Origin of the sequence: Anaerospora sp. (assembly GCF_032013335.1) — a bacterium.
In the GTDB taxonomy this organism is placed as follows: domain Bacteria; phylum Bacillota; class Negativicutes; order Sporomusales; family DSM-15969; genus Anaerospora.
In genome coordinates, this window is record NZ_DALZUO010000001.1 from 354,368 (window position 1) to 378,976 (window position 24,609).

At 45.8% G+C, this 24,609-nt stretch carries 29 protein-coding genes; 25 read left to right on the plus strand and 4 right to left on the minus strand.

Annotation, left to right across the window (positions count from 1 at the left end):
- Positions 1 to 24: 24 nt before the first annotated feature.
- The 4 genes from RTR76_RS01710 to RTR76_RS01725 all read left to right on the plus strand — a co-directional run bounded on the left by RTR76_RS01710 (position 25) and on the right by RTR76_RS01725 (position 3,053).
- Positions 25 to 579: a CBO0543 family protein gene (locus tag RTR76_RS01710; protein ID WP_312515980.1), complete on the plus strand. Its 555-nt coding sequence runs from the start codon at positions 25 to 27 to the stop codon at positions 577 to 579.
- A gap of 347 nt (positions 580 to 926) precedes the next feature.
- The gene (locus RTR76_RS01715; protein WP_312515983.1) at positions 927 to 1,718 is read left to right on the plus strand and encodes a hypothetical protein; all 792 of its coding nucleotides are present in this window, start codon (positions 927 to 929) and stop codon (positions 1,716 to 1,718) included.
- A 274-nt stretch (positions 1,719 to 1,992) separates the two neighbouring features.
- On the plus strand, positions 1,993 to 2,298 hold the full coding sequence (locus RTR76_RS01720; RefSeq protein WP_312515986.1) for a protein tyrosine phosphatase: 306 nt from the start codon (positions 1,993 to 1,995) through the stop codon (positions 2,296 to 2,298).
- A gap of 110 nt (positions 2,299 to 2,408) precedes the next feature.
- Positions 2,409 to 3,053: a YIP1 family protein gene (locus tag RTR76_RS01725; RefSeq protein ID WP_312515989.1), complete on the plus strand. Its 645-nt coding sequence runs from the start codon at positions 2,409 to 2,411 to the stop codon at positions 3,051 to 3,053.
- A gap of 106 nt (positions 3,054 to 3,159) precedes the next feature.
- Here the strand turns inward: RTR76_RS01725 and catA are convergent, their stop codons facing one another.
- Positions 3,160 to 3,813: a type A chloramphenicol O-acetyltransferase gene (gene catA / locus RTR76_RS01730; RefSeq protein ID WP_312515992.1), complete on the minus strand. Its 654-nt coding sequence runs from the start codon at positions 3,811 to 3,813 to the stop codon at positions 3,160 to 3,162.
- Between the two features lie 239 nt (positions 3,814 to 4,052).
- On the opposite strand from catA, the gene RTR76_RS01735 reads away from it, so the two are divergent.
- On the plus strand, positions 4,053 to 4,274 hold the full coding sequence (locus tag RTR76_RS01735) for a DUF551 domain-containing protein (RefSeq protein ID WP_312515995.1): 222 nt from the start codon (positions 4,053 to 4,055) through the stop codon (positions 4,272 to 4,274).
- Positions 4,275 to 4,302: 28 nt separating this feature from the next.
- Here RTR76_RS01735 and RTR76_RS01740 read toward each other — a convergent pair whose 3' ends face one another.
- Positions 4,303 to 4,818 carry a hypothetical protein gene (locus RTR76_RS01740; protein WP_312515998.1) on the minus strand — a complete coding sequence of 172 codons (516 nt, stop codon included), beginning with the start codon at positions 4,816 to 4,818 and terminating at the stop codon, positions 4,303 to 4,305.
- A 417-nt stretch (positions 4,819 to 5,235) separates the two neighbouring features.
- On the opposite strand from RTR76_RS01740, the gene RTR76_RS01745 reads away from it, so the two are divergent.
- The 11 genes from RTR76_RS01745 to RTR76_RS01795 all read left to right on the plus strand — a co-directional run bounded on the left by RTR76_RS01745 (position 5,236) and on the right by RTR76_RS01795 (position 13,067).
- The gene (locus RTR76_RS01745) at positions 5,236 to 5,559 is read left to right on the plus strand and encodes a hypothetical protein (RefSeq protein ID WP_312516001.1); all 324 of its coding nucleotides are present in this window, start codon (positions 5,236 to 5,238) and stop codon (positions 5,557 to 5,559) included.
- Positions 5,560 to 5,974: 415 nt separating this feature from the next.
- Entirely contained in the window at positions 5,975 to 6,607 is a 633-nt protein-coding gene (locus tag RTR76_RS01750) for a CbiM family transporter (RefSeq protein WP_312516004.1), read from the plus strand.
- Positions 6,604 to 7,332: an energy-coupling factor transporter transmembrane component T gene (locus RTR76_RS01755; RefSeq protein ID WP_312516007.1), complete on the plus strand. Its 729-nt coding sequence runs from the start codon at positions 6,604 to 6,606 to the stop codon at positions 7,330 to 7,332. Before RTR76_RS01750 ends, RTR76_RS01755 begins: the two co-directional genes overlap by 4 nt.
- Positions 7,333 to 7,351: 19 nt before the next feature.
- Positions 7,352 to 8,161: an ATP-binding cassette domain-containing protein gene (locus tag RTR76_RS01760; protein ID WP_312516010.1), complete on the plus strand. Its 810-nt coding sequence runs from the start codon at positions 7,352 to 7,354 to the stop codon at positions 8,159 to 8,161.
- On the plus strand, positions 8,158 to 8,604 hold the full coding sequence (locus RTR76_RS01765; protein ID WP_312516013.1) for a hypothetical protein: 447 nt from the start codon (positions 8,158 to 8,160) through the stop codon (positions 8,602 to 8,604). Before RTR76_RS01760 ends, RTR76_RS01765 begins: the two co-directional genes overlap by 4 nt.
- Positions 8,601 to 8,924: a hypothetical protein gene (locus RTR76_RS01770; RefSeq protein WP_312516016.1), complete on the plus strand. Its 324-nt coding sequence runs from the start codon at positions 8,601 to 8,603 to the stop codon at positions 8,922 to 8,924. The genes RTR76_RS01765 and RTR76_RS01770 overlap by 4 nt, the downstream gene beginning before the upstream one ends.
- A 16-nt stretch (positions 8,925 to 8,940) precedes the next feature.
- Complete coding sequence (locus tag RTR76_RS01775) at positions 8,941 to 9,735, plus strand: DUF4198 domain-containing protein (protein ID WP_312516019.1); 795 nt, start codon at positions 8,941 to 8,943, stop codon at positions 9,733 to 9,735.
- Positions 9,736 to 9,902: 167 nt separating this feature from the next.
- Entirely contained in the window at positions 9,903 to 10,436 is a 534-nt protein-coding gene (locus RTR76_RS01780) for an ECF transporter S component (protein WP_312516021.1), read from the plus strand.
- 3 nt (positions 10,437 to 10,439) lie between these two features.
- Complete coding sequence (locus RTR76_RS01785) at positions 10,440 to 11,024, plus strand: TonB-dependent receptor plug domain-containing protein (RefSeq protein WP_312516024.1); 585 nt, start codon at positions 10,440 to 10,442, stop codon at positions 11,022 to 11,024.
- Complete coding sequence (locus RTR76_RS01790) at positions 10,964 to 12,451, plus strand: TonB-dependent receptor domain-containing protein (protein ID WP_312516027.1); 1,488 nt, start codon at positions 10,964 to 10,966, stop codon at positions 12,449 to 12,451. Before RTR76_RS01785 ends, RTR76_RS01790 begins: the two co-directional genes overlap by 61 nt.
- Before the next feature lie 13 nt (positions 12,452 to 12,464).
- On the plus strand, positions 12,465 to 13,067 hold the full coding sequence (locus RTR76_RS01795) for a class I SAM-dependent methyltransferase (protein WP_312516030.1): 603 nt from the start codon (positions 12,465 to 12,467) through the stop codon (positions 13,065 to 13,067).
- A gap of 507 nt (positions 13,068 to 13,574) precedes the next feature.
- Here the strand turns inward: RTR76_RS01795 and RTR76_RS01800 are convergent.
- A complete protein-coding gene (locus RTR76_RS01800; RefSeq protein WP_312516033.1) occupies positions 13,575 to 14,420 on the minus strand; it encodes an HD domain-containing phosphohydrolase in 846 nt (281 codons plus the stop codon).
- 316 nt (positions 14,421 to 14,736) lie between these two features.
- Between RTR76_RS01800 and RTR76_RS01805 the strand changes: the two genes are divergently transcribed.
- The 5 genes from RTR76_RS01805 to RTR76_RS01825 all read left to right on the plus strand — a co-directional run bounded on the left by RTR76_RS01805 (position 14,737) and on the right by RTR76_RS01825 (position 19,536).
- Positions 14,737 to 15,735: an ATP-binding cassette domain-containing protein gene (locus RTR76_RS01805; protein WP_312516036.1), complete on the plus strand. Its 999-nt coding sequence runs from the start codon at positions 14,737 to 14,739 to the stop codon at positions 15,733 to 15,735.
- Positions 15,725 to 16,423, plus strand: a complete 699-nt coding sequence (locus tag RTR76_RS01810; protein ID WP_312516039.1) for a methionine ABC transporter permease — start codon at positions 15,725 to 15,727, stop codon at positions 16,421 to 16,423. The genes RTR76_RS01805 and RTR76_RS01810 overlap by 11 nt, the downstream gene beginning before the upstream one ends.
- Positions 16,420 to 17,238, plus strand: a complete 819-nt coding sequence (locus tag RTR76_RS01815) for a MetQ/NlpA family ABC transporter substrate-binding protein (RefSeq protein ID WP_312516042.1) — start codon at positions 16,420 to 16,422, stop codon at positions 17,236 to 17,238. Before RTR76_RS01810 ends, RTR76_RS01815 begins: the two co-directional genes overlap by 4 nt.
- Positions 17,239 to 17,259: 21 nt before the next feature.
- Positions 17,260 to 18,078, plus strand: coding sequence for a DUF169 domain-containing protein (locus tag RTR76_RS01820; RefSeq protein ID WP_312516045.1), 819 nt, complete (start codon positions 17,260 to 17,262; stop codon positions 18,076 to 18,078).
- A 285-nt stretch (positions 18,079 to 18,363) separates the two neighbouring features.
- Positions 18,364 to 19,536: a GGDEF domain-containing protein gene (locus tag RTR76_RS01825; protein ID WP_312516048.1), complete on the plus strand. Its 1,173-nt coding sequence runs from the start codon at positions 18,364 to 18,366 to the stop codon at positions 19,534 to 19,536.
- 66 nt (positions 19,537 to 19,602) lie between these two features.
- Here the strand turns inward: RTR76_RS01825 and RTR76_RS01830 are convergent, their stop codons facing one another.
- Positions 19,603 to 20,163: a nitroreductase gene (locus RTR76_RS01830; protein ID WP_312516051.1), complete on the minus strand. Its 561-nt coding sequence runs from the start codon at positions 20,161 to 20,163 to the stop codon at positions 19,603 to 19,605.
- Between the two features lie 340 nt (positions 20,164 to 20,503).
- On the opposite strand from RTR76_RS01830, the gene RTR76_RS01835 reads away from it, so the two are divergent.
- From RTR76_RS01835 to RTR76_RS01850, 4 genes are all read left to right on the plus strand, one after another.
- Positions 20,504 to 21,310 carry a MetQ/NlpA family ABC transporter substrate-binding protein gene (locus tag RTR76_RS01835; RefSeq protein WP_312516054.1) on the plus strand — a complete coding sequence of 269 codons (807 nt, stop codon included), beginning with the start codon at positions 20,504 to 20,506 and terminating at the stop codon, positions 21,308 to 21,310.
- 115 nt (positions 21,311 to 21,425) lie between these two features.
- The gene (locus RTR76_RS01840; RefSeq protein WP_312516057.1) at positions 21,426 to 21,977 is read left to right on the plus strand and encodes a 4Fe-4S dicluster domain-containing protein; all 552 of its coding nucleotides are present in this window, start codon (positions 21,426 to 21,428) and stop codon (positions 21,975 to 21,977) included.
- On the plus strand, positions 21,974 to 23,389 hold the full coding sequence (locus RTR76_RS01845; RefSeq protein WP_312516060.1) for a hypothetical protein: 1,416 nt from the start codon (positions 21,974 to 21,976) through the stop codon (positions 23,387 to 23,389). Before RTR76_RS01840 ends, RTR76_RS01845 begins: the two co-directional genes overlap by 4 nt.
- Positions 23,386 to 24,606 (plus strand): FAD-dependent oxidoreductase, encoded by a 1,221-nt coding sequence (locus tag RTR76_RS01850; protein WP_312516063.1) that lies wholly within the window; start codon positions 23,386 to 23,388, stop codon positions 24,604 to 24,606. The genes RTR76_RS01845 and RTR76_RS01850 overlap by 4 nt, the downstream gene beginning before the upstream one ends.
- Positions 24,607 to 24,609: the final 3 nt, after the last annotated feature.

The following is a 24,609-nucleotide window of genomic DNA, read 5'->3' on the forward strand; positions in this document are numbered from 1 at the left end:
AATATCCTAATATGAGGGGGAATCATGAGCGGATTTCCAACGGATGAACAACTAGCGCAAATGACAAAAGAACTGACTTATGCACGCTTTGTTAACTGGACAGAGACAGATTTATTTACCTGGCAATGGTGGTTTATACTTGCTACATTACTTATTCCTTGGATCATATTTAGCCGTATAGTAAATAAGAAACTCTTACCTAAATTATTATTATATGGCACTTTCCTAATACTTTTAATTATTACGCTAGATCTAACTGGCTTTGAAATTGGACTATGGTATTACCCAATTAAATTACTACCGATAGGCCCGTTGACTGCCTATATTGATATTAGCCCGTTGCCTGTTATCTATATGCTAGAATACCAGTACTTTCCGCGATGGAGAAATTTTATTATGATATCAATTATTACTGGTTTCGTGTTTTCTTTTTGCTTTGAGACTATTATGATAGTGCTAGGTTTGTATATTCCTATACGATGGGAGCACTATTATGGCTTACCTTTTTATATTCTCATGCCTATAATAATGAGATTAGCAGTTGAAAAAGTATTTTACGCTGCCGAAGAGCAGGACTAAGAATATCATTAAAGTCAATTTTAATATAACTCAAGCTTAACCCGTAGCTTTTACCAAAATTAGGAGGATTAAAGAATGGAGCAGTCGAAATGCAGAGCAAAGTGCTCTTTAAAGGAGAGATTCTGCGTATGTTCAACTGGAAAAGACTCGTCCTGCTAGTGCTGCTCTTGAGCCTAGCTGGTGTCCCTGTCATGGCTAAAGAGAGCCCTGTTGGCCAGTTTGCTTCAAGACCGCAAGTAATTGGTTATTGGAAGCTTGTTCCTCCTCATCCGGATTTTGCTGGCAACCCTAAGCTCGACCCAGGGTCCTTGCCCTTTCAATGGTTCGCCTTCTACGAAAGCGGCAAGATGGTGTCGATAAAAACGAGTGATCCCTTTCGCAAGGTAACCCCCAAGGATCTCGATATACTCTTGAGGGACTCGTCGAACCAGGCAGCAACGTTTACCTTTAGTAATGGATTCTTGACGGTAACCGAGTCAGGCGAAACAACTTCGAAAGAACTCTGGGGAGTAAATGCCATCATAAGGAAAGCAATGATTGGGAAGGTAGAATATCTACCAGGAGATTTAGTTATGTCGTTGGACGATGGGGGGGAAGTTGCCTTTTATCGACATTTACGGCGCATCTTCTTGTCCGAGTACGATGCCGGTAAAAGCAACTCAACTATAAAATCTACCTCTTATACTGCCAAAGATGGTCAGTCGATTTCTGCCGCCGAGCGGGAGATGATTCGCGTTCTTGTGCCTTACTTTACCGCTATAAATACGAAAGATACCATTACCATGAAGAAACTCTTCCTCGGGCTACGGAGCCGATCTGACGATGAACTTCGCGCACTCCCAGTAAAGAATTACACTCTTCACGGGCTTGAAGAGGTCAGCTACGATGGAAGCAGGCTGCGAGCCGTGGCTGTTTATTCTTTCGAAGTAATAGATCCAAATACGATCGGTAGGAATATTTCTACGGCGAGTGCAGATGTCGACTTGGCCTTGGAAAATGGATCATGGGTTATCGTCAGGTGGTCCCAGCGTGATGATAACAGGGATGACATTGCCTATTTCACGAATATGTTTTCCCGGCAGGAAAGTGCTGACAAGCGTTACGGAACTACTGATCTTGCGAAATGGGACGGACTATAACAATTAATTTTAAAATAGTCAATTTTAATATAAGTCAAGCCTGATAAACAGGGGACAAGGGACCTGTCCCCTTGTCCCATTGCAAACTTGTAGTCAGTATAACAAAGGGAATATGAAAAATAGGCTGTTTTCTGCGGAACTTCTATGATTTGCAGGAAATAGCCTGTTTTTATGGTGAATGTATCAAGAATGCTTAATGGACCCTGAATAACCATAAACGGAGGATAAGCCAATTAAATTATTATTTATATGCAGTAGAAACAGATGGCGAAGCTTGACTGCAGAAAAAGTGTTCCAGGGAATTTACGACTATGAGGTACGGTCAGCAGGGACAGAGAACAACGCTCGCGTGAAAGTGACAAGCGGACATATCGGATGGGCTGACCTGATTTTCGTAATGGAAAAGAAGCATGTAAGAAGATTGCAAGAGCGTTTCGGAGACCTTCTTAGTCAAAAGAAAATCGTATGCCTAAATATTCCAGATGACTTTCAGTTTATGGATGATGAACTAATTGAGATATTGATAGCATCTGTATCGCAACATATTGAATTACCTATAGTCTTTGACCGTCTATCTTAATCTCGAACCTCAAATGGTACAAGCAGTAAACGGAATCCTTGCTGACCATATCGAAAGCTGCAGGGCTGATAAGTTTCAAATAGCTATAATTATAGAAGGGGGGAGGAAGCTTGTCAGACAACAATAATCAAGTTCCAACATTAAATGATAATCCTAATAAAATGCTTCTTTGGGTAGCTTTATTGGTTCGGCCACGCTTAACGATGAGGGAATTACTCGAGAAAGAAACGGCCCAAAGTGCTTGGAATTTGTGGATAACTTTTACGATCGTTTTAGTTGTGGTAACTCCGATAATCGGATACTTGCAGAATGCTTTTTGGGGAGTGCCGAACCTTAAATTCATAGAGTGGCTGTTCGCGATACCGTTTATTGTAATTACTAATTTACTTTTGTTTTACTACGAAAGTTATCTTTTTTGGAAAACTAGTATATGGCTCGGAGGATGCTGCGAAAAACACGAAATGAAAATTGTTTTGGCATGGTCAATTACTATTCCTTTTCTAGTTTTTAGCTCAGTAGATACAATACTTATGCTATTATTAGGAAATGAGAATTTGTTAGTAATGATCGTTAGTAACGTAGGAGCTATATGGGGTATCGTGATTGCAATAGCCGGTATCAGAGAAGTTACTAATCTTTCTATCGGGAGAGCCGGGGTCGTATGGGTGTCTCCTTATCTGGTAATATTGGGCGGAATACTTAGTATTATAGTCACGCTGGGGTTAATTTTTTGGTTGGTAATGAAGATTTTCTAAATGTCTTTAGATAACCTAAATGCTAAAAAGCAAAATATAAAAAGCAGTCAGCATACTCAATACGTTTGCTGACTGCTTTTATTAGGATGATGAAAGGATTACTCGTTTACTTCAGCCACTTCTCCGGCATGGAAGCAAGCTGCTGCAGATGATTCATAAATTGCGCTGCGTGATAGCCATCTGCTACAGCATGATGAATTTGTAAACATACCGGCAATTGTAAGGTATTACCCTGTGCAAAGTACTTGCCGATGGTCACGATAGGCAGAAGAAACTGGTTGTCGTCAAATAGATTTAAGTTAAAACCAGTAAAGCTCGTCCAGGGAATGCAGGAGATCGGGACGCAATTAGGTGGGCAATCCGGTTTGGGGAAAAGATCATTGTTATTGGCGTATTTCTCCATATCACCCTGGATGTTTTGATAAAACTCATTAAAATCATCCGTATACTCTGTCCAAAGACTTGAAAAGGTATGGGTATCCTTATGAAATACCGTATAAGACGGATTCATCGCTTCCCAATAGCCCAATTGCTTATCATCGTTGAAGCATGTCCGCAATTCCTGCTGCATGTTCACTACAGTGGTAACCATATAGAGCAAGACAGGATAAAATCTTAATGACTTTACCTTTACCGCTGGCACCAAGGCCGTACTGTCTATATTGGAAGTGATGCTAAAGCCGCATTTTACATTCTTTAAATAATGCTCAAAATGCTGCTTGCGGTTCCAGTTCTCGGTATCAATCTTGTTAAAATTCATTTTTTCTGACCTCCTAAAAAATAGATGAAGTATTCTTTAGGAGGTTACTTCTCTGCCTTTTTCATGTTCTCACCTTATTATATAAGATTTAGTTGGCTCGCTGTTCAATATGGTATAAGAAAGGGCTTGGCTCCATTCGATATAGTATATCCAACTAATTAGTGTTGAAAGTATTATTATAGACTTTTAGCTAAATAAGGACAAGGGACTACCTGCGCCCGTATCCCTGAGAATTGGTAATGAATCAAAAGAACCGTCCCCGCGAGTCCCGACAAATAGACTGCGAAGACATGGGGTATGAAGGCGATGCGGATTGCGATGAAGAGACAGGAAAAGAATATTGGTCTGAAGGCTGGTATGAATGCGTTAGTGAAGCGGAGGACACTGATTGGGCTTTAGGCGCAAAAATAACCCATTGGATGCCATTACCGGCATTACCAGAGCAGGAAATAAAAAACTAACTACTGAGAAGTAGCTAGTCTTTATAACTTATTGTTTGTCTCTTTGATCTTCATCCAATGGCTTGCTTGCAGCAGATTGTAAGTTTGGTGCAGTTGCGAATATAACTTTACCTTCCTGCCACATCTGGTACCCATAGATAAGGGTAGCAAGTAAAGTAGTTATAAGTAGTACTTGAAAATAGGATATATAAGCATCCCAGACACCACGCTGGATAAACCAATCTATCAGGAAAAAAATTAAAATGTAATCCAGTACGATATTTGTGACAAGATACAGCCAAAAGCGTTCATACGTGTACTTGAAAATCCAAATAGTTGCGATTAGATAAGGACCGTAAATAAATATAGGAATATTGATAAGGGGAAATGAAGATTCTTTGACTGCCCACCACTGTAAAGAAATCCCCGTCTCAAAAATAAAGGCAAAAGAAAGCGAACAAAACAATGCAACGGGCATATAACGTCTTATTTCTTCTTTCTTAAGAAACAGAGTAGATAACCAAGCGAATACTACGCTTGCCCATAAAATTGTTTGATTGCTCAAAATATATCAACTCCTGATAATTCATATTGCTATAAGTATTTCGTTGTTGATGGGAATTATGTATACGGAGGTATTTAATGAAAGCCAGAGAGACAAGTACGGGGACGATGAGATCGCGTTTGTCCACTTTGAGCCCGGCGCTATGCCTGGATACTCGCTAATGTGCGGCGGATTGATCCGGTACCAGCAAAGGGCCGGCAGCAGCTTTGGGAGTGGGAACAATAAAAAGCCAGAACTCTGCTCATGCAGTCGCTCTGGCTTAGGGAGTTGCGCACTCCAGTAATAGTATAGCCAATATTTGCTATATGCATACAAATGAGCAATGTAATCTCGTTGCCTTCTTTTATCAACTTTATAGAGAAAAATAGAAAAAGGGCGGCATAGACCGCCCTATAACCCAGTGTCGGGAGGGATAGCATGAACTATATCAGAGAAGCTGAAAACTATTTACGATACTACCGAGAACTGCAGCAAAGCATTCGCCATGCTGACCGAATGATTGTCAAACTGACTTGGCAAGGTGCACCCAGAGATGCCGGTGCTGTGGATATGGTGGTGGCTGGCGTTAGAGCGTCAAAGCTGGTGAATACGCTTAACCAGATATATCAGCTGCAGAAGTGGCAGGAGATGCGAGAGAGGACGCAGGTTGAGATAGATAAGGTGGAAGAATCGCTAAGTGTAATCTGCGCGGACCCGGTACGAGCGGTACCGGGATGTGCTGGTGATGTGGTACGTCGATAAGATGGACAAGGAAGCGATTGCGGAGGACATAGGGCATAGCCAGACATCAAGGAAATCGGTGTATGAGATTAAGAATAAGGCGATAAAGAAGTTTGCCGTATCTTTGTTTGGGGTGCTGCGTTGGAGGCCAGAGAAGCTGCTTTAGGGTATAAGGCTGAGCGAGACTCAAAAGAACAACAGAATAATAAGAGGGTAGATAGTGCTAATAATTTTTTTTGGTAAAAAAAGGGTTTTTTATCCAGATGCCGAATAAGATTCTTTAATGTAACGACTCACGAAGAGTCGATGATAAGCTTTAGATAAAACGGATGAAAGTGGCTACGAAGGTCATTCCTCAATGAAATGGGGGAGGCTGTTTTCGTAGTCCTTTTTTTTAACCGCGAGATCAGTGAGATAGAGAAAGGTGTGAGAAAACGTGCATTTGTCTGATGGAATTTTAAACATGCAAACAGTCGCGGTGACCGCTGCTGCTGCGGGGGGCATGCTGCTTTATTCACTAAAAGGCATGAAGGAGGAGGAAATCCCGAAAGTCAGTTTAGCAACGGCGGCTTTTTTCACTGCTTCGCTAATTACTGTCCCTATTGGCCCAAGCTCGGTGCATGCATTTTTAGGAGGGCTGATCGGTATTCTCTTAGGGCGTAGAAGCACCATTGCCATATTTGTCGGGCTGCTTTTACAAACGTTGTTTTTCCAAAGCGGAGGCCTCACAACGCTGGCCATCAATACGGTAATCATGACTTTGCCGGCTTTTGTATCGTCTTTTTTATTTCGCAAGCTCGTCCGCGACGGCAAACATTTAGCGATGATAAGCGGGCTGCTGGGAGCCTTCTCCGTTATACAGGGGGTAACCACCTTTGCCCTGGTGCTGTATGTTTCCAATAGTGTTTATAGTGACGGCATGTTATCCATTATTAACTTACTGCTGCTGGCGCATATTCCGATTGTTATTTTAGAGAGCATACTGACAATGACAGTGATCAGTTTTATCCACAAAACAAGGCCCGGCCTTTTGGCGCTTTCCGCCAGGACGGAGCAAAAGACACTATGAAAATAAGGGAACTGGATAAGGAAGACCGGCAGGTGAAGCATACGTGGGTCTCAGCATGGGAAGTCAGGATGAAGCTTGTAACCTGTATCGCCATTGCATTTTTGCTTGTGCCGGTGAAAAATCCAATTACTCTTGGAGGATATACAGTCTTTTTGTTTGCTCTCCTTCTGTCGGCACGGCTGCCATTGCGCAGAGTAGTACAGAGGCTGCTGCTGCTGCTTCCCTTTCTTGCCTTTCTCGCTGCTCCCTTGCTTTTAGGCGGGGGCTTCCCACCGTCACCAGCGCTCGTGGAAGTGATGCTGCTGCTTATGCTGAAGGCCGCTTGTACGGTATTTCTGATGATGATGATGATTTACAGCCAACCGGTCCAATTGCTGTTTAATGGGATCGGCAGCATGCACCTCCCTGACAAGCTGGTTTCTGTGCTGTTTCTTTCCTGGCGGTATGCATTTTTAATTTGGGAGAAACTTTCGCAAACTCATAAGGCGCTGCATTCACGTCTCTTTCAGGGTGGTATGAAGCTGCGGACGTATCAGATTTATGGAGAAATTATCGGCGGACTGTTTGTAAAATCCATCGACGGCTCGGATCGGGTGTATAAGGCTATGATCTCCAGAGGGTATGCCGGAAAAAGCGTTGTTGCTGAGGCTCAGAAGATTACAGCCGTAGATGTGTTTAAATCAATGGCTATGCTGGTAAGCGCAGCGGCATTATATTTTATATAGATAAGGGGATATGTTCACAGTGTCAGTTTTGGAAATAGCAAACTTAAACTTTATTTACCCGGATCGGACCCCTGCCTTACAGGATATCTCCTTTCAGATACCTGCAAAAAGCAAGGTAGCAATTTTAGGAGCAAACGGCAGTGGGAAATCCACCTTGCTGCAGCATTTGAATGGTTTAACGTTAGCCCAGTCGGGGTTTGTAGCCGTGCTCGGCCAGCGAATTAGTAAAGAAAACCTGCGGGACATCCGGAAAATGGTCGGCATCGTCTTTGACAGTCCTGATGAACAGCTCTTTTCCACGCTTGTCTATGATGACATTGCTTTTGGGCCGCGAAATTTGGGGTATGACGAAAAAACGGTTGCCCAAAAGGTAGAAGAGGTGATGACTCTTCTCGATATTACTCAGCTTCGAAATCGCCCGCCCTTTAATCTAAGCCTGGGACAAAAGAAACGGGTTGCCATCGCCGGTGTCCTGGCAATGGAGCCTTCCATCATGGTATTTGACGAGCCCTTTTCGGGACTTGATCCCTGCACACTCCGGCAGTTCCTGAAGATACTGGATGACCTTTTTGATCGCGGCCATACGATCATTATGACAACTCATGATGTAGATATTGCCTATGGCTGGGCCAATGAGTTTGTTGTTTTGCAGGAAGGGTGTGTGCTGGCGCAAGGGGGAAGAGAGTTGTTAGAGGATAAGCTGTTGATGGAGAAGGCCAAACTCAAAACACCAGACTTGTACAATATATTTTGCTCGACATCCTACCGGCCTGTATGTGCAGCCGATGCGGCAGAATACGTAAAAAGAATCGGAGGGAACGGCAAATGAAAAAAGGGATCATTCTTTCTCTATTCCTTGTGTTTCTGATGCAAACTGTCGTATTAGCTCATCAGATGGTCATAGAACCGCTGCCTCAGCAGCGTATCAAAGTGTATTATGAGGGCGGAACGTCTTCAAAGGATATCAACATTACACTGTTTGATGCCACTGGACAGGTGGTCTTTATGAAAAAGGTAGACGACAAAGGGGAATTTGACTACAGCCGGTATTCGAGAGTGGACTCTCTTATCGCAGATGACGGTATGGGACACAGAGTCATGTGGAAAGTTGGCGAGCCGGTTCACAACGTTACCGGAAATGAGCGATGGATTCGCATGGGTTTGATTGCCTGTACCTTGTCCGCTGTTGGGTTTGCGTTTTATGAGCGTTCACAGCGAAAAAGGCTTGAAAAAATAATAAGCAATGAGCAAATGAGAGGGGGATTTAAGTGAACAAAAGAATCGTTTTTACAGCTCTGATTGCGATCATGACTGTTTTGTTGCTCGCTGGAACTGCTTTCGCCCATGCGGTATTCTTTCAATGCTGGAACAACGGCGATGGGACTCTTTCTTGCGAGGGAGGGTATACGGACGGTTCCTCTGCCGTAGGGGCAACTGTTAATGTGACCGATGACAGTGGAACGCTGCTCTTTTCCGGCAAGCTGGATAAGTCCGGCGAATTGAGATTCAATAAACCGTCCGGAGATTTCACAGTTACGTTAGACGGTGGCGCCGGACATAGTGTCATTATCAGCTCAAAAGATATTAAATAGGGGGAGAGATTAGAACATGAAAAAAACAATTTTGTTAGCACTGGTACTTGTTTTTGCCACAGCGGTGACGTGCTCAGCTCATTTTGTCATGATGTATACGCCCCAGACCCTGCTGGATAATGGCGGCAAAGTGACCATCAAGAATGTGTTCACTCATCCGTTTGAGGCCAGCGTGACGATGGATATGGAGAAACCCACTGCTTTCTTTGTTGTTAACAAAGGCAAAAAAACAGATCTCCTCGACACGTTGAAGCCAATTACCTGGCAGAGCCTGGAGAATAGCGCAAAAGGGTGGGAAACGGAATACCAGGTAAAAGGCATGGGCGATTACGTCTTCTGCCTGGAACCTGTTCCCTATTTTGATAAAGAGGAAGATAAGTATATCCAGCAATACACTAAAATTATTGTCAATAACGGCGGTCTGCCTACCGATTGGGATGCGAAGCTTGGCCAGAAAACCGAAATTGTCCCCTTGGACAAACCTTACGCCCTGTTGACCGGCAATGTATTTCGCGGCGTGGTTCTGAGCAAAGGGAAACCGGTGCCTGATGCCGAGATCGAAGTTGAGTATTTGAATCATGTGCCGAATATGGAGCTGAATAAATTTGAGGAAAAAGCGGCGGTGAAAGCGTCCCATGATGTGTTTGTCACCATGGTGATCAAGGCCAATTCGAACGGCGAATTTACCTTTGGCATACCGAAAGCAGGCTGGTGGGGCTTCGCTGCAATCAGCTCCGGCCCGGACAAAAAACTCAATGGCCAAGAGCTGGAACAGGATGCCGTGATTTGGATTCAGGCCAGGGATATGTAATAACTCCTATATGGACCGGTTTTGGCTAACGATAATCTGAAGGTTATCTGTACTAGCACAATATAGTAAAAAGTAATGTGAACAATGATACGCCAAGAAGGCTATCCTTATGAATAAGGATAAGTTCTTTTTGGCGTATTTGCATTTTAGTGGAGGGGGTGAGAACAATGACACGCGTTGGCAAAATGGGAGCAAGTGCAGTCTTTGTGGCTTTTGGCATTATCTTACCCGTTATGTTTCATTTTGTCGGAGCTATCGGGTCCATATTTTTACCGATGCATATTCCAGTTTTAATGGCTGGCCTATTCCTGGGCCCTGTATCCGGTTTGACGGTGGGAGTTATGACTCCGATGCTAAGCAGTATGTTGACCGGAATGCCGCCGCTTATGCCTGTATTGGCAGTAATGACGCTGGAGCTCGCGGTTTATGGTGCGTTGAGTGGATATCTTTACCGGGGGCATCGTCTGCCGTTGATCGTGGCTCTTATTACTGCATTGATTGCGGGAAGAGTGGCTGCGTTAGCAGGGGTTTGGGGACTGGCGAATTTGCTGCAATTAAAACTAACTTTGCTGGTATACGCTGCAGGTTTTGCGAAGGGGCTCCCAGGGATTGTTGTTCAATTGATAGTGATCCCCTTTTTAGTGAAAAGACTAGAGAGCAGTTTTAGCAAAAACAATCTAATACAGGAAAGCAGGAGTTAATGTATGAAGAAAAAACAATTACTTGCTAGTATTTTACTTGCGTTAGCAGTATCTGCAGGGAATGTTTCGGCCTCGGGAGCTCCAAGCTATGACCTGGAAGAAATTATTGTTACTGCAAATGCCGAACGGGCACCTATTACAGCAGATACGATTAATGTAAAGGTTGCGAGTCCGGGGAAGGCTGCCAGTATTCCCGAGCTTTTACGTCAGTCCAGCGGCTTGGATATCCAAATGCGAACCAAAGCTGGCGATAGCCAGGATGGTACCGTAAAGCTGAGAGGCTTTGATGCACGCCGGTTTACGGTATTGGTCGACGGACGTCCGGTAAATATGTCGGGAGTAATGGGCGGCAGCTATGTAGACTGGACAACAATCCCGTTAGATACAGTGGTCAAATCATCAAAGGGGCAAAGGCGGCTGCCTTTGGTAACACTCTGGGCGGCGTTATCAATATTATTACGAAAGCTCCTAGCACGCCCACAGGTTCGGCTCGTGTTGGGTTTGGCGAAAACGGACATCATGAGTATTTGTTCAATTATGGTGCCGGCGAGGATAAGCTATCTTGGTTCGTCAACTATAATAAGCTGAGCGAGGATGCCTTCCTAAGAAATAACGATTTTGACAGTGAACAATATGGGGTAAAACTGGGCTATGCTCTTACCGAGAGTGACAAGCTTGCTTTAACTGTAGCGAAAGTCGAATCAAAACGCGGCTATATCATGGCAAATAAACCCGGAAATGCGAACTATGATCCGCACTACCCAATTGCTGATGGGGAGACGCTTTCTCCCTCTGCGGGAGCAGGCACAACACCCAATCCCGGAGCATACTGGAAGAAAAAACTCAATACGTATGACGTAGCATGGACGCATAAGATAAAAGACGGTTTTCTTAAAATGATTTATTGGAATAACGATGAAAAACGGCAGGAGGTCAACTACGATTCAGCCGGGGGATTGTTATTGGACCGAACAGTGATATCGGACAAATCGGATGGATGGACGTTAAGCAGAGATAAACAGGTAGGCAAGCACACCTACAGCTTTGGCGGCGATTATAAGCGGCTTCGTTATGGTTATGGCTGGTATACGGTAAAGCCAGCAGGTGCCACAGAACTATATCCGTCGCAAAAAGTTGATCTTGCGGGGCTATACCTGGATGATACGTGGTCGCTTGATGATCGGTGGACAGCCAATATGGGGCTGCGGTGGGACCAGATGACTGGTGGCAAGGATGACGCAAATGCCGCAACAATGAAAGATGTGGACTATAGCTCGTTATCTCCTAAACTTAATTTGTCATTTCAAAACAACGATCAGACAACGACTTTCATTTCTGTGAATCGCATATGGAGGGCTCCTTCTATGGCGGAATTGTATTGGTGGTCTCAGCCGTCCCCTCCTGAGAAATTAGGCACAAATACATTATTGAAACCGGAAAAAGGCTGGGGTTATGAACTTGGTGTGCATAACAAGGTCTCCAACAAGTGGACAACCAAAATAACCGCGTTTTACCAGGATATTGAGGACTATATCAATTTTACTCATATGTACCCTTTCTCCTGTTATAATATTGAACATGCAAAAGTATGGGGTTTTGAATGGGAAAACATCTATAAACTTAGCGACAAATCAAAGCTTCAGCTAAACTATACCAATCAGCATACAAAGAAAGCTGGGGTGACCTCTTTAGATAAGCTTGGCTTAGCAGGAGAACTCGATTATCGTCCGGCTCATAAGGTGGCGCTGGGCTATCAATTGGACGCCAAGCCTTGGCAAGCCCGCTATACGATTAATTACACCGGACGGCAGTCAGCGAATTATCCGTACGGCTCAAGCAGTACGATTACCCTTGGCGGCTACACTGTTCACAATATTGCTTTCAGCCGGGAAATCGGCAAGGAGACTACCTTACATCTTGCAATTGATAATCTCCTTGATAAGGACTATCAAGAGCAGTACAATTATCCGATGCAGGGGCGGGCATTTGGCATGTCTATAACCCAAAAATTCTAGAAAGGGTGAAACCATGCATAGTCATGAACAGCAGTTTTTTAATGAGTTAGCCGAGCGGTGGGACGAACTACGGGCACTCAACCATGTTAAAATAACTTATCTTATTCAGCTTGCCGGAGTTAGCGAAGGTGACAACGTATTGGATGCAGGAACAGGAACGGGAGTACTAATCCCGTTCCTGGCAAAGGCCGTTGGGGAAAGTGGTAGTGTTACAGCTTTAGATTTTGCAGAAGCTATGGTTGCCAAAGCTGCGCAAAAAAATGCCCATTTGTCTGGAGTAGGCTACATAGCAGCTGATATTATGAAGTACCAGCCGAAGCATTGCTACAGCAAAGTGATTTGCCTGAATTTCTTTCCCCATGTCAAAGACAAGCCCGCCTTCCTGTCGCAGGTTCGGAGATTGCTTGTTCCCAATGGTAGTCTGGTCATCATGCATGATATTTCCCGCCAGGCTGTCAATTCTATTCATAAAGCAAGTGAGGCAGTAAAAGAGGATCGCCTGCCGCCTAGCTTTATAGTGGCTGAAATGCTGCAGCAATCTGGTTTTGCTATCGAAGAGGCCTTTGATAACGAAGAAATCTATTTTGTTAAAGGAAAAGTTATTGGAAAGCAATAAAAAATAGTAACGGCAAGGCTTGAAAGCCTTGCCGTTTTTGTATCTGGAGTTACTTTTGAAAATCGTGAGCCAAGCGTTCTACACGATTAATTGCCTCTAAAATTATGGTCTTAGTAAACTGCAGTGAGGTGTAGCAGCAGGTCCTTGTAACCAATAAACGTCCACCATGCCAGTGTATAGAAGATGGTAAGGATTCTACGAGTATACACAGATGACCCAGGCCGGGACCCAAAAGGGGCAAAGCAAGTGCTATCCAAGGCTTCCGCTTTTCCAAAAAGGCGACTTCCCAAGTGCTGATTTGAAAGGGAATCATACTGGAGTTTTCCCTGTCGGCCAAAATGGAATATTTGTTTAGGTCTACAGAAAGCCGGGTGTTTCATTTCCAGCTTTTCTGAGCGGGCATGCTCCAACTGATCAGTATTCGAAAAAAGACAAAGTATCGTCTTATTTACAAAATAAGCTCACCAATGCAATGAAATTCTTGCATTGGTGAGCTTTTTAACTTTGTTAGTGACCTTGCAGCATTTTCAGCAGTGCATCGAAAATAACCGGGTTATAATCAGTGCCGCGTCCCCGCTTCATCACAACAAGCCCTTCGGCTATTTCAAACGTTTTGTTCTTTAATCTTCTGGTGGTGAGCGCTTCAAATACGTCTGACAGCATGACGATTTGTGCATGCAGATGGGTTGCATCATGAGTCAGGCCCCGGGGATATCCTCGGCCGGAATAACGTTCATGATGCTGCAGGGCGACCAGGGATACTGATTCCGGGAGACCGGCCTTTTTTAGCAAGCTGCTTCCGATAGTCGGATGATGTTTAACGGAAGAGCCAATGAGATCATCATTGGTCAGAACAAAGGAGGTGGTAGCATTTTCGGTTACGCTTCGGCCAATATCGTGCAATAATGCTCCCTGTGATACCAGAAGAACCTCGTCTTCGGGCATAGTAAGTGTTAAAGCAATTTGTGTGGCAAGCTGGGCGACATTTACCGAATGATCATATACCCAGGGTTGATTCAGGAAAACGTCTTCCATATGAGTCTGTAAATAAAAGTTAGTTTTTATGGTGTCGATCGCCTGCTGGGTGATGTGGGCGGCTGCTGCGAATAGATCGGTACTTATCAGATAGTGGTGAATTTGATGGTCCGAAGGTGCTGCTTCAGTTTCCACGGGGACTGCCGGCTTGTCCATAGCCGGCGGTTTTGGGGGCCGGGTAATTTTTCTCGTCAGCAATTTCTCATAGAGATCCTTTGTGACCGGCATGCCCTTGGCAATCAGCAAGATTCCATTCTCGTCATAAAGATCGGTTTGCATGGTTTGAATGGTAAGTGACGTATTAGAGAGAGTATTCAACAGTTGTCCCTCCTAAAAGTCGAATGAAGGATAAATCATAATGAATGATTATATAGTTCTGCTGACAGTGAATAAGTCCTTTTCTTTGAAAAAACCGCAAAGCAGGTGGATCAGGCTGGCTGTCCTTCTTATAATGATTTTGGTGAAATCCAGCAATTTCCTGGCATTAAGTGTTGCTTCCTGTGCCGGGGTGGGGAGGAATCTGAGAACTGTTATCGAAAACAGTGAAAGCTATTATAAACAAGTTAAATGGATATATTGTATCGATGTCTACATAAACAAGATGACGCAGAATTGATGATGAGGCGATACTACGATGATACAAATTCAAAATTTATATAAAGCCTACAATGGGGTTCCTGTACTGGATACCATCAATCTGAATATTCGCCGCAGTGAGATATTTGGGATCGTCGGACAAAGCGGCGCAGGAAAGTCGACCTTGCTGCGCTGTATCAACGGTTTGGAGAGCTTTGACAACGGCCAAATTGTCGTGAACGGTACGAATATCTCGTTATTGTCGGAAAAGGAACTGAGTTCTTTTCGCCGGAAAATCGGCATGATCTTTCAAAATTTTGCGCTGCTCAACAGGAGAACGGTGATCGATAATGTCATGCTGCCAATGGAGTGCTGGCACTATCCGAAAGAGGCAAGGCGCAAAAAGGCGCAGGAATTGCTGGAACTGGTGGGGCTTGCAGATAAGACCATGGCGATGCCTCATGAACTGTCAGGGGGACAGAAGCAGCGTGTGGCGATTGCCAGAGCACTGACGCTGGAACCGGATATTCTGCTGTGTGATGAGGCGACTTCGGCGCTGGACCCGGCGATTACCAAGTCAATTTTAGAGCTGCTCGCCGATGTGAACCGTCAGCTGGGGATTACCGTTGTTATCGTGACTCACGACATGGCGGTTATTAAAGCGGTCTGCAACCGGATGGCCATTGTCAGTGATAAGCGGATTGCCGCTATGGGGGATGTGGCGGATACGTTTTTGGACGAGCCGCCTAGTTTGCTTGCATTACTCGGGAAAAAGGAGCTTGTTGTTCCGCCCGGCCAGGCAATCCTTAAGCTATCCTTGCGGGATGGGGGCATTGATCAAGCCTTTTTGCATGGTTTTGTTTCTGAGCTTAAGCTGGATTTTACGATTATCGCAGCCGATGTTGAGCAATTTTATGGCACAAGCGCCGGTCATTTGTATTTGCGCCTTGACGCTGCCAATCTTGAGCAGGCCAGAGTGTATTGTCTGAGTAAGGGAATGGCGTGTACCGCAGTGGCAGCAGGTGGTCGCCCGGGAGGGAATGACGATGTTCTTTGATTTAACGACCACGAGACTGTTTGAATACCTTCCCAGGATCATTATCCCGGCGATCGGTTCTACCTTATACATGCTTGCTTGTTCAATGGTGCTTGGTTTTCTTATCGGCACCGGTGTTGCGATTTTACTTGTCATGACTTCACCGTACGGGCTAAAGCCGAACCGGAAGGTCTATAATACCGTTAGCTTTATGGTGAATATGATCCGGTCTTTTCCGGTGATTATTCTTATTGTTGCTATATCGCCGGTGACAAGGGTGATCGTCGGTACTTCCATTGGGGAAGAGGCGGCAATTGTACCGCTGACACTGGCGGCCTTTCCCGTTATTGCCCGTTACATGGAAGCCAGTTTGTTGGAAGTGGATACCAATGTTATCCTGGCGGCACGCTCCTTTGGGGCAAGCAACAGCCAGATTTTATTCAAGGTCCTGTTTTCAGAAGCGCTGCCATCAATTGTGGCAGGACTGACCACAACGGCTATTTTGTTTCTGGCCAGTACAACGTTAGCTGGTGCGGTAGGCGCCGGAGGACTGGGGGCGGTGGCGCTGACCTTTGGTTATCAGCGCTTTGATGACGTAATGATGTATGCGATCGTCGTCATCCTATTTATTATGGTATTAGCAATCCAAGGTTTTGGAGAACTGATATATAGAAGAGTAAAAACAGGAAAAGGGGTAGTAAGAAAATGAACTACAAAAAGCTTGGATTAGCAGTATGCTTAAGCATAGCTGTATTCGCTGCGGCAGGCTGTGGCGGCAAAAAAGCCGAAGCTCCCAAAACAGCGGATAAGAAGGAGATTACAATTGCCTGTGCGGAGACGACACAGGACTTGGTGGCGGCTATTGTTCCCGTTATGGCCGAAAAAGGCTATAAGGTTACGTATAAGACGTTTGACAATAATAAAAATACGCTGGTTGCTGCCAATGATGGCAGTGTGGATGCCGTTATGGTTGTTCACAAACCCTTCATGGAGAGCTTCAATGAAGCCAACAAAGGCGACTTGGTAATGGTAAAGCCTTATCTCTATGCAGTAGGCATGGGACTGTATTCGGAAAAATATAAGAACGTTCGTGAGCTTCCGAACGGCGCGACAATCGCCATCATGAATGATGCCATGAACATGGACCGGGCGCTGCGCATTCTTAGTGATGGCGGCCTTATTACCCTGAAAGACAATACTTCCAAGGCTTCGGTGCTTGATATCGCTCAAAATCCGCACAACTTTAAGTTCAAGGATATGGACCAAACACAGACTGTCCGCGCCTTGCCTGACGTTGATGCTTCTATTTCGTTCTTCAGCCATATGAAGAATGCCAATAAGGATTTCAAGGGATACCTGCTCCGGGATCAACACCCGGAAAACTACCCGCAGGGTGTGGTGGTCAAAGCCGGTAATGCCGAAGCGAAATGGGCAAATGATCTGGTCAGTGCCTTCCGCGATGAGAAAGTTCGGAAATTCGCACAAGAGCATTACGGCGGCCTATACGAATATTTCAAGCAGTAATAGAAACGGCAGGTGATAGAAATGTCCAAGCATGATGCCATGTGGCTGGATATTTTATTGGATCTTGGGCGCAAGCCAGTTGGTATCCATTTTTTGCTGACCGAGGCTGATTATGCGTCAAGTAAGGCACCCGGGCTTACAGGCGGCATGCCTTACTGCACGGCTGTGAAATGGGCCGGTGAAGGCCGTTCCTGCAAGATGGATGCGGCGCATGGTGCCTGTTCTGCAGCGTCCAGAGCGCTCGGCATGGCTGAGATCGGTGAAGAGGTTCATTCCGGCAGCAGGCATGCGAAGCTGGGGGTTTATGAAAATCTGGGTGTCAGCCGCTCTATTGCCAAAGACATGGTGTATTGTGCTCATAAGTGTTATGGAGTGGAAATCATGCCGCTGGAAGCTTATGATGAAGCTAATAACCCGGATGTTGTTGTAATTGTTACCACGCCGCATAATGCTATGCGGCTCATCCAAGGCTATGCCTACCATCGAGGCCAGCTCAAAGAAATTAAAATGGCTGGAATGTGTGCCGTTTGTCAGGAATGCACTTCGTATCCCTTTGAAAAGAATATGCCTAATATCTCAATGCTTTGTTCGGGTACCCGCTGTGTTGCCCAGTGGGCCAAGGATGAATTGGGGGTAGGCATCCCTTACCATCAGCTTGGACAGGTGATTAGCGGTTTGAAGAAGACCGTCAATCCAATGGAGGCGAATGAAGATAAACAGCGGATTGCCCAGCGCTTAGCGGCTGCAGGTCAAAGCGATGCCCTGGAAATCGTCTTTAGCCATAACTATTTCACCGGTGCCTATGGTACGCCGGAACAGCTTGCCCGCCGCAAAAAGTAAGCAAATATGCCGGATTTTTGCTGTTGCAGGCACAATCTGGTGATGTATGAAATGTTTCTCACAGACACAATCTATGAATAGTTAAGGCTTCAGTGATGTATTTACCATCACTGAAGCCTTTGTTTTTTACCGGTTTTTTTGCTTATTTGAATAAAAGGAATGCAATTGTGTTTATATATCTATATAATGAATAATGAGACAATTGCTAACTTCGCCATTATACGACTTATTTAGACAAAGAACATCTCACAAGCGATTATGCGAAGAGAAGGCAGGTGATCCTGGTTGACCTTTCTGGATACCTTTACGATTTATTTTCTCACGCTGTTAGGCAATGTAATTATGCTGTTGATGCTGGTGATCTTTGCAAAGACTACCGGTTTTGAAGGCCTGATGCGATATTATATATATGGAAAACTGCTGCAAACTATAGGCGCCGCGCTGGGATTATTCCGGTGGCTGATTCCGGTTGATCTGTCGATTATCCTCGGCAATAGTCTTGTTTATTTAGGTGGTGCATTGGAAGTCTATTGTATCGTTTATGTAGATAAAATGCCGATTGCGAGCGTGACGAAACGCTGGATACAAGCAGCAGCAGGGATTACCGCAGGGTTCACGCTGCTTTATCTGGCTGGTGCCGATACGGGTACCCGGGTTTTTGCCAGTGCCATGATTTTAGCAGTGTATTCGCTGGCTGCTGCTGCAGGACTGTATGCGTGTAAGAATACCACGAACTTACGGAAAACACTGGCTGTTTTTTTCGTGGTGTTAGCCGTTAGTCAGATCGTCCGGGCGCTGGATGCCTTGCCCCGGGGGGCGAATTATCCCTTGTTCGCTGCTTCGTCCTTACAAATGCTATCCTTTATCAGTATCTATATGCACACGTTAATCAGCACGATGGCCTATCTGCTTATCAGTCGTGAAGTGACGGATATCAAACTGAAAAAGGCGGCTACCCGTGATTATTTGACAGGCATTTATAACCGTATGCAATTTATCCAGTTATCTGAAAAGCTGCTTTCTCTGATGATCCGTCAAAAGAAGTCGACGACGATTTTTATGATTGATTTTGACTTTTTCAAGGTTATCAATGATACGTATGGTCATGATGCCGGAGACCGCGTATTGATTCATTTTAGTCAGGAGGTCCAGTCCATTATCCGCAAGGAAGATTTATTTGGCAGATATGGCGGTGAAGAGTTTATCATTTTCGCACCGAATACTACGGCTGAAGATGCACATGCCATGGGGTGCAAGATGAAAGCTGCGCTAGAGGTGAGCCTGGATAAGGATACGTCTATTCCCTGGTATACGGTGAGTATCGGGACTGCCACGATGATTCCGGAGAACTTGGCAGATATGGATACCTTAATAGTGCAGGCTGACCAGGCTCTGCTGAGCGCGAAACGAAATGGCCGCAATCAAATTGTCCAGTTTTCTTCTGCTGGAGATGAGTAACGGCAAGGCTTCAGGATTACTGAGTCTTGCCATTTTTGTGCCGTTAGTCAGTTTACTAGTTGCAATTTAGGCTTTGGTAAAAATAAGAGGCGCTTTTCGCTTGGAGGACGCTAGCCTTGTTTTAGGATATCCCATGGACATAGGGCATACAAGTTCATAGTTGAGAGGTACGCCATATTGCTCTTTGAACTCTTTTGTATTTAACATATATTCTGCAAAGCCGATCCAACAAGTGCCGATCCCCATTTCATGCGCTGCTAACATGATGTTTCCCGCAGCAAGCGAGCAGTCGTAACGATACCAATGAGAATCTGTATTTCCATAGATAATCAGCACAGTATTGGCATGATTAAACACACTGAATTTGGGGTTTTTCAGCCAGCCTTCATATTGATGAAGGTATGGATACTGATCAAAATTTTCAAGCAGATAGGCTTTGATCTTTTCTGACCAACTGTCAATTTCGGCTTTATCCTGAATCATTACGAAGCCCCATGGTTCCTTAGCTGAGCCGTTGGGAGCTTTTGTACCCAGCGTAATAAGCTCAGTCAATGTACTTTCGGGAATGACTCTTTCATCATAATTACGGACACTTCTTCTGCTTTTGATACCTTCTTGAATATTCATCGCGATCCCCTTTTACCAATAAAGTCTATTGCTTGTTATAGAGTTATTGTGCCCTTAGTTTTTTATAATGTCAACTTTACACGTCATAAATGAGGACTATGAAAATATCGGCATAACTAACCACAAGGTGAGCCTTACCGTTGCAGAGAGAGAACGAGAATACCTTAAATGGTTGCATTGGAAGGACAAATGTCCGAGAGTAAAGCGATTGACAAACTGGGATATAGCTTATAAAATGTAAACTAGTTAACTGACTGGAAAACCAGAGGTGAACAGCTCTATTCGTGCTGTTCACCTCTGGTTTTCCAACTATTATTAATATACGGGGGAGCGGATTTCATTGAAAAAGGTACTTGCCTTATCGCTAGCCATTATTGCTGTAGTGTTCGCCGCTGGTTGTGGTTCCGGCGGCAGTCCTAAACAAGAGGAGAAAGTCCTTAAGGTTGGGGTTACTTCCGGCCCTCATGCGGAAATTCTCGATCAAGTTAAAAAAGTGGCAGAACGTGATGGACTAAAAATTGAGATTGTTGAATTCAATGACTATGTGCAGCCTAATGCGGCTCTCGATCAGGGTGAAATTGATGCTAATGCTTTCCAACACCAGCCGTTTTTAGATAATCATGTAAAGGACCGAGGCTACAAGCTAGCATCAATTGCGAAAACAGTTATATTGCCAATGGGAATTTATTCTGACAAGGTGAAAAAGCTGGACGAGCTGAAAGAAGGCTCTTCTGTCGCTATTCCCAACGATCCATCCAATGCCGGGAGAGCGCTGCTGCTTTTACATCAGGCTGGATTAATCAAGTTGAAACCGGGAGCAGGTGCAGACGCAACCGTTTTAGATATTGTGGATAATCCCAAAAAACTAAAAATTAAAGAACTAGAGGCTGCGCTTATTCCGAGAGCGATTGCGGACATGGATATTGCTGCAATCAACACCAGTTATGCGATTAAGGCAGGGCTGGTACCAGCCCGTGACGGCCTGGCGCTGGAAAACGCAAGCTCACCTTATGCCAACGTGTTGGTGGTCCGGGAAAAAGACAAAGAGAAGCCTGTCTTCCAAAAATTGATAAAAGCGTATCATTCTGAAGACATTAAAAAATATTTGATCGAACATTTTAACGGATCGATTTTGCCAGCCTGGTAAGTTACCGGCAATATAAATAAAAAGAGCCTTGGTTGAGCGCTGGATCTGGTTTCCTCAATCAAGGACTTTTCTATTATTAGCTTAAGAATATTAGTACGACTGGGAGGAGTAGAATATGAAACAAATTTGGGTTGACCGGGAAAAGTGCCTGGGCTGCAAATCCTGTGAACTGCAGTGTGCGATAGAACGTGATTCAGTCAGTAAAACGCTGCTCGGTGCTGTGCAGGAAACACCGCTGCCAATTGCCCGGGTGGGAGTGTTTGGCGTTACAGGCCGGAGCTTTCCCCTGCAGTGCCGCCATTGCCAGGATGCCGCTTGTCTCAGGGCTTGTCCTTCGGGTGCCATGTGCCGGGATGAAGCAACAGAGGCGGTATTCGTTGAGCAGGAAAAATGCCGGGGGTGCTGGATGTGTGTCATGGCTTGCCCGTTTGGCGTGATTACGCCAAACAGCGCCTATAAGGTAGCCGTTAAGTGCGATGCCTGTATTCACATGGAAGAGCCAGCCTGTGTTAATGCCTGCCCCACCGGTGCGCTCAGCCAGGGTGACACGGATGAATTTCAAAAAGTACTGCTGAAAAAACGGGGCAATATTGCGTTATTTGCGCTGGAAAATACTACGACTAATAAAATCGGTCTTGCGTTCGCAGGAGAGGATGACAAACGATGAAAAACGTACATAAGAAATCTCTGGATCTGGCAGTCAATCAAGTACTGACAGCCGCGTATCGCAGCAGGATAGCGCTGATCTGGGACCGGGCAGAGGCAATGCAGCCGCAATGCGGCTTTGGCCGGCTGGCGATCTGCTGTACCGACTGCCAGGAAGGGTCTTGCCGGACAAACCCTTTCTCGGCAGAACAGCAGCAAACCATCTGTGGCCGGGATAAACAGGAGCTGGCAGCCAGGAGCTTTTTGCGTAAAGCAAGCGACGGCACTCTGGCACTGACTAAGCTGGCGGTACAGTATGAACCGGGATGCAACTTTTATGATGAGGTCATCAGACAAGTGGTCATGTCTGATGATGAAATGCTGGCTTTTGAGGATGTCCCAGAACGGCTGGCGATGATTGGGCGCTGTACCAACTCCGTGTTGGAGCAGATTAGCCAGAGCCGGAGTGCTGTTGGCGGCAGCGGAGTGCCTGCTGTTGTCGGTGTGAATTTGGAGAGTCTGCGCTCTGACGTTGTCAACATTGTGTTTCATGGGCATGTGGACTGGCAGTGCGTCTTAGGAATTCAGGCTGCCGCACAGGACGCGGATATTCCTATTCAGCTTAGCGGCTTATGTGGTAATGAACTCAATGGCAGTTTGCCATTGCCACTATTGACGAACTATGATTCGCAGGAAGTGCCACTGTTGACCGGTCTGGTCGACCTAATCGTCATTGGTGATCAGTGTGTCATGCCGTCGCTGGTCAAATTGGCTGACATCCGGAACATCCCGGTAGTGAAAACGGCATCAAAGACAGTAGACTATCCGGCAGTTATTCAATCAGCCTGGCAGGCCTATAAGAACAGGAGCAGCAAAGCGGCTGCTGTTTCCGCGGTCAGCAATGAAGCTTATATCGGCTTTACGATCGATAACAGTGTTGAGCTGTTTCAGCGCGTGGCAGAACAATTTAGACAGGGCAGCCTGCAGGGCGTCGTGTACTTGGGAGGCTGCGGGAGCGTGGCCAATACGCAGGATGCCCAGCCGGTTCAAATCGCTGCTGCACTTATTGAGGCGGGGTACTTGGTGATAACAGGCGGCTGTGCTGGAACGGCTCTAGCCAAAGCAGGCATGTGCCGGGCTGACTGGAAAAACGAAGTGCCGCCGGTGCTTCATATCGGTTCCTGCCATGATGCAGGCGAGTTTCTCCGGATTGCTGCCTTTTTGCAACAAAACAATGTTCCGGTAAGTGCTCTCTTCCCGGAAATCAATCATAACAAAGTGCTGGCAACAGCGATTGGCTTCGCTGCAGCCGGAATCCCTTCCCGGCTGGGTTTTGACGCCATCCCTGATCAAGTTTCCAGGGGTGGGGAGCTTCTGCCGTTACCGGAGGTCGCGGAGCTTCTGCAAACTTTGAGCAAAGGCGCTACAAAATGAAAAAAACGACTGCAAGTCCTAAATATGTTATCATCGGACAGGGCGCCGCTGGTGCAGCAGCGGCAAACGAAATTAAACAATTGGAAAATGAAGCGGTAGTTACCATTATCAGCAATGAACATGAAGGCTTCTACAGCCGGATTGATCTACCCGATATTATCAGCGGCAAACGGGAAACCCGGGACGCGCTGCTCCAAACACCGGCCCAGTTTCAGGACAAAGGAATTCATTGCCTGACTGGCGAGCAGGTTATCTGGATCAGCCCGGACGATCATAGCGTCGAATTGACAGCAGGCCGGCGGTTGTATTATGACAAGTTGTTATTGGCCACCGGCGCCCGTCCGATGCTGCCGCGATTGCCAGGGATGGAAGCAACGGGAGTATTCTCATTGTGGACAATCGAACAGGCAAAAGATATTTTGCTGGCGGCTGCCGGGGCCAAAGCAGCGGTGGTAATCGGGGCAGGCTTGATCGGGATAAAAACTGCACTGGCTCTTCATCAGCGTGGTTTGCGCGTGACCATCCTTGAACAACTGGACCGGGTGCTGCCGCAGCAGCTGGATGAGGCTGGAGCAGAAATTCTGGCGACTGCCATCAGAGCGGGAGGCGTGGAACTGCTTACAAGTACACGCATGGAGGCAGTGGAAACAAGCGGCGGTAGAGTGACTGGCGTTCGTGCTGGTACGCGGCTGATAGCCTGTGATATAGTTGTTTGCGCTATTGGGGTGAGGCCTGACATGGAGCTTGCCCGTACAGCCGGTTTGTCGCTGGGAGCGGGCATTGTTACAGATCAATTTCTGCAGACGTCGCAGGCGGATATTTATGCCGCAGGTGATGCAGCGGAAGTGATTGATGTATTTGGGCAGCAGACGATGTCGGCTGGTTGGCCCGCTGCGGTTGAACAGGGGATCATCGCAGCCAGAAATATGGCAGGTGTGCAGATGCGATATCCCGGCTATCTTACCCAAAACAGCGTTGAAATCGCCGGAATACCGCTCGTGTCTGCCGGTACTATTTATGCTCGTGACGGGGAGGAGATTTTGTCCCGTCAGGACGGAAATACCTATAGAAAACTCGTGCTTACCAATAACCGGCTGAAAGGCTTTCTGCTGATGGGCGACATCCGGCAGGCAGGAGTACTGGCTGGAGTTCTTACCAGGCAGCAGCCTATTGTGCCGGGAAATTCTTTTCATTATGCTAAATTGCTGGAATTGTGAGGT

What these genes read in the sequence shown, in the direction of transcription:
- RTR76_RS01715 (WP_312515983.1), top strand. Translation starts at nt 927, where the DNA reads ATGGTGTCGATAAAAACGAGTGATCCCTTTCGCAAGGTAACCCCCAAG.
- RTR76_RS01840 (WP_312516057.1), top strand. Translation starts at nt 21,426, where the DNA reads ATGAAACAAATTTGGGTTGACCGGGAAAAGTGCCTGGGCTGCAAATCC.
- RTR76_RS01745 (WP_312516001.1), top strand. Translation starts at nt 5,236, where the DNA reads ATGAACTATATCAGAGAAGCTGAAAACTATTTACGATACTACCGAGAA.
- RTR76_RS01845 (WP_312516060.1), top strand. Translation starts at nt 21,974, where the DNA reads ATGAAAAACGTACATAAGAAATCTCTGGATCTGGCAGTCAATCAAGTA.
- RTR76_RS01795 (WP_312516030.1), top strand. Translation starts at nt 12,465, where the DNA reads ATGCATAGTCATGAACAGCAGTTTTTTAATGAGTTAGCCGAGCGGTGG.
- RTR76_RS01775 (WP_312516019.1), top strand. Translation starts at nt 8,941, where the DNA reads ATGAAAAAAACAATTTTGTTAGCACTGGTACTTGTTTTTGCCACAGCG.
- RTR76_RS01765 (WP_312516013.1), top strand. Translation starts at nt 8,158, where the DNA reads ATGAAAAAAGGGATCATTCTTTCTCTATTCCTTGTGTTTCTGATGCAA.
- RTR76_RS01710 (WP_312515980.1), top strand. Translation starts at nt 25, where the DNA reads ATGAGCGGATTTCCAACGGATGAACAACTAGCGCAAATGACAAAAGAA.
- RTR76_RS01815 (WP_312516042.1), top strand. Translation starts at nt 16,420, where the DNA reads ATGAACTACAAAAAGCTTGGATTAGCAGTATGCTTAAGCATAGCTGTA.
- RTR76_RS01830 (WP_312516051.1), bottom strand. Translation starts at nt 20,163, where the DNA reads ATGAATATTCAAGAAGGTATCAAAAGCAGAAGAAGTGTCCGTAATTAT.
- RTR76_RS01850 (WP_312516063.1), top strand. Translation starts at nt 23,386, where the DNA reads ATGAAAAAAACGACTGCAAGTCCTAAATATGTTATCATCGGACAGGGC.
- RTR76_RS01805 (WP_312516036.1), top strand. Translation starts at nt 14,737, where the DNA reads ATGATACAAATTCAAAATTTATATAAAGCCTACAATGGGGTTCCTGTA.
- RTR76_RS01810 (WP_312516039.1), top strand. Translation starts at nt 15,725, where the DNA reads ATGTTCTTTGATTTAACGACCACGAGACTGTTTGAATACCTTCCCAGG.
- RTR76_RS01780 (WP_312516021.1), top strand. Translation starts at nt 9,903, where the DNA reads ATGACACGCGTTGGCAAAATGGGAGCAAGTGCAGTCTTTGTGGCTTTT.
- RTR76_RS01820 (WP_312516045.1), top strand. Translation starts at nt 17,260, where the DNA reads ATGTCCAAGCATGATGCCATGTGGCTGGATATTTTATTGGATCTTGGG.
- RTR76_RS01735 (WP_312515995.1), top strand. Translation starts at nt 4,053, where the DNA reads ATGAATCAAAAGAACCGTCCCCGCGAGTCCCGACAAATAGACTGCGAA.
- catA (WP_312515992.1), bottom strand. Translation starts at nt 3,813, where the DNA reads ATGAATTTTAACAAGATTGATACCGAGAACTGGAACCGCAAGCAGCAT.
- RTR76_RS01785 (WP_312516024.1), top strand. Translation starts at nt 10,440, where the DNA reads ATGAAGAAAAAACAATTACTTGCTAGTATTTTACTTGCGTTAGCAGTA.
- RTR76_RS01755 (WP_312516007.1), top strand. Translation starts at nt 6,604, where the DNA reads ATGAAAATAAGGGAACTGGATAAGGAAGACCGGCAGGTGAAGCATACG.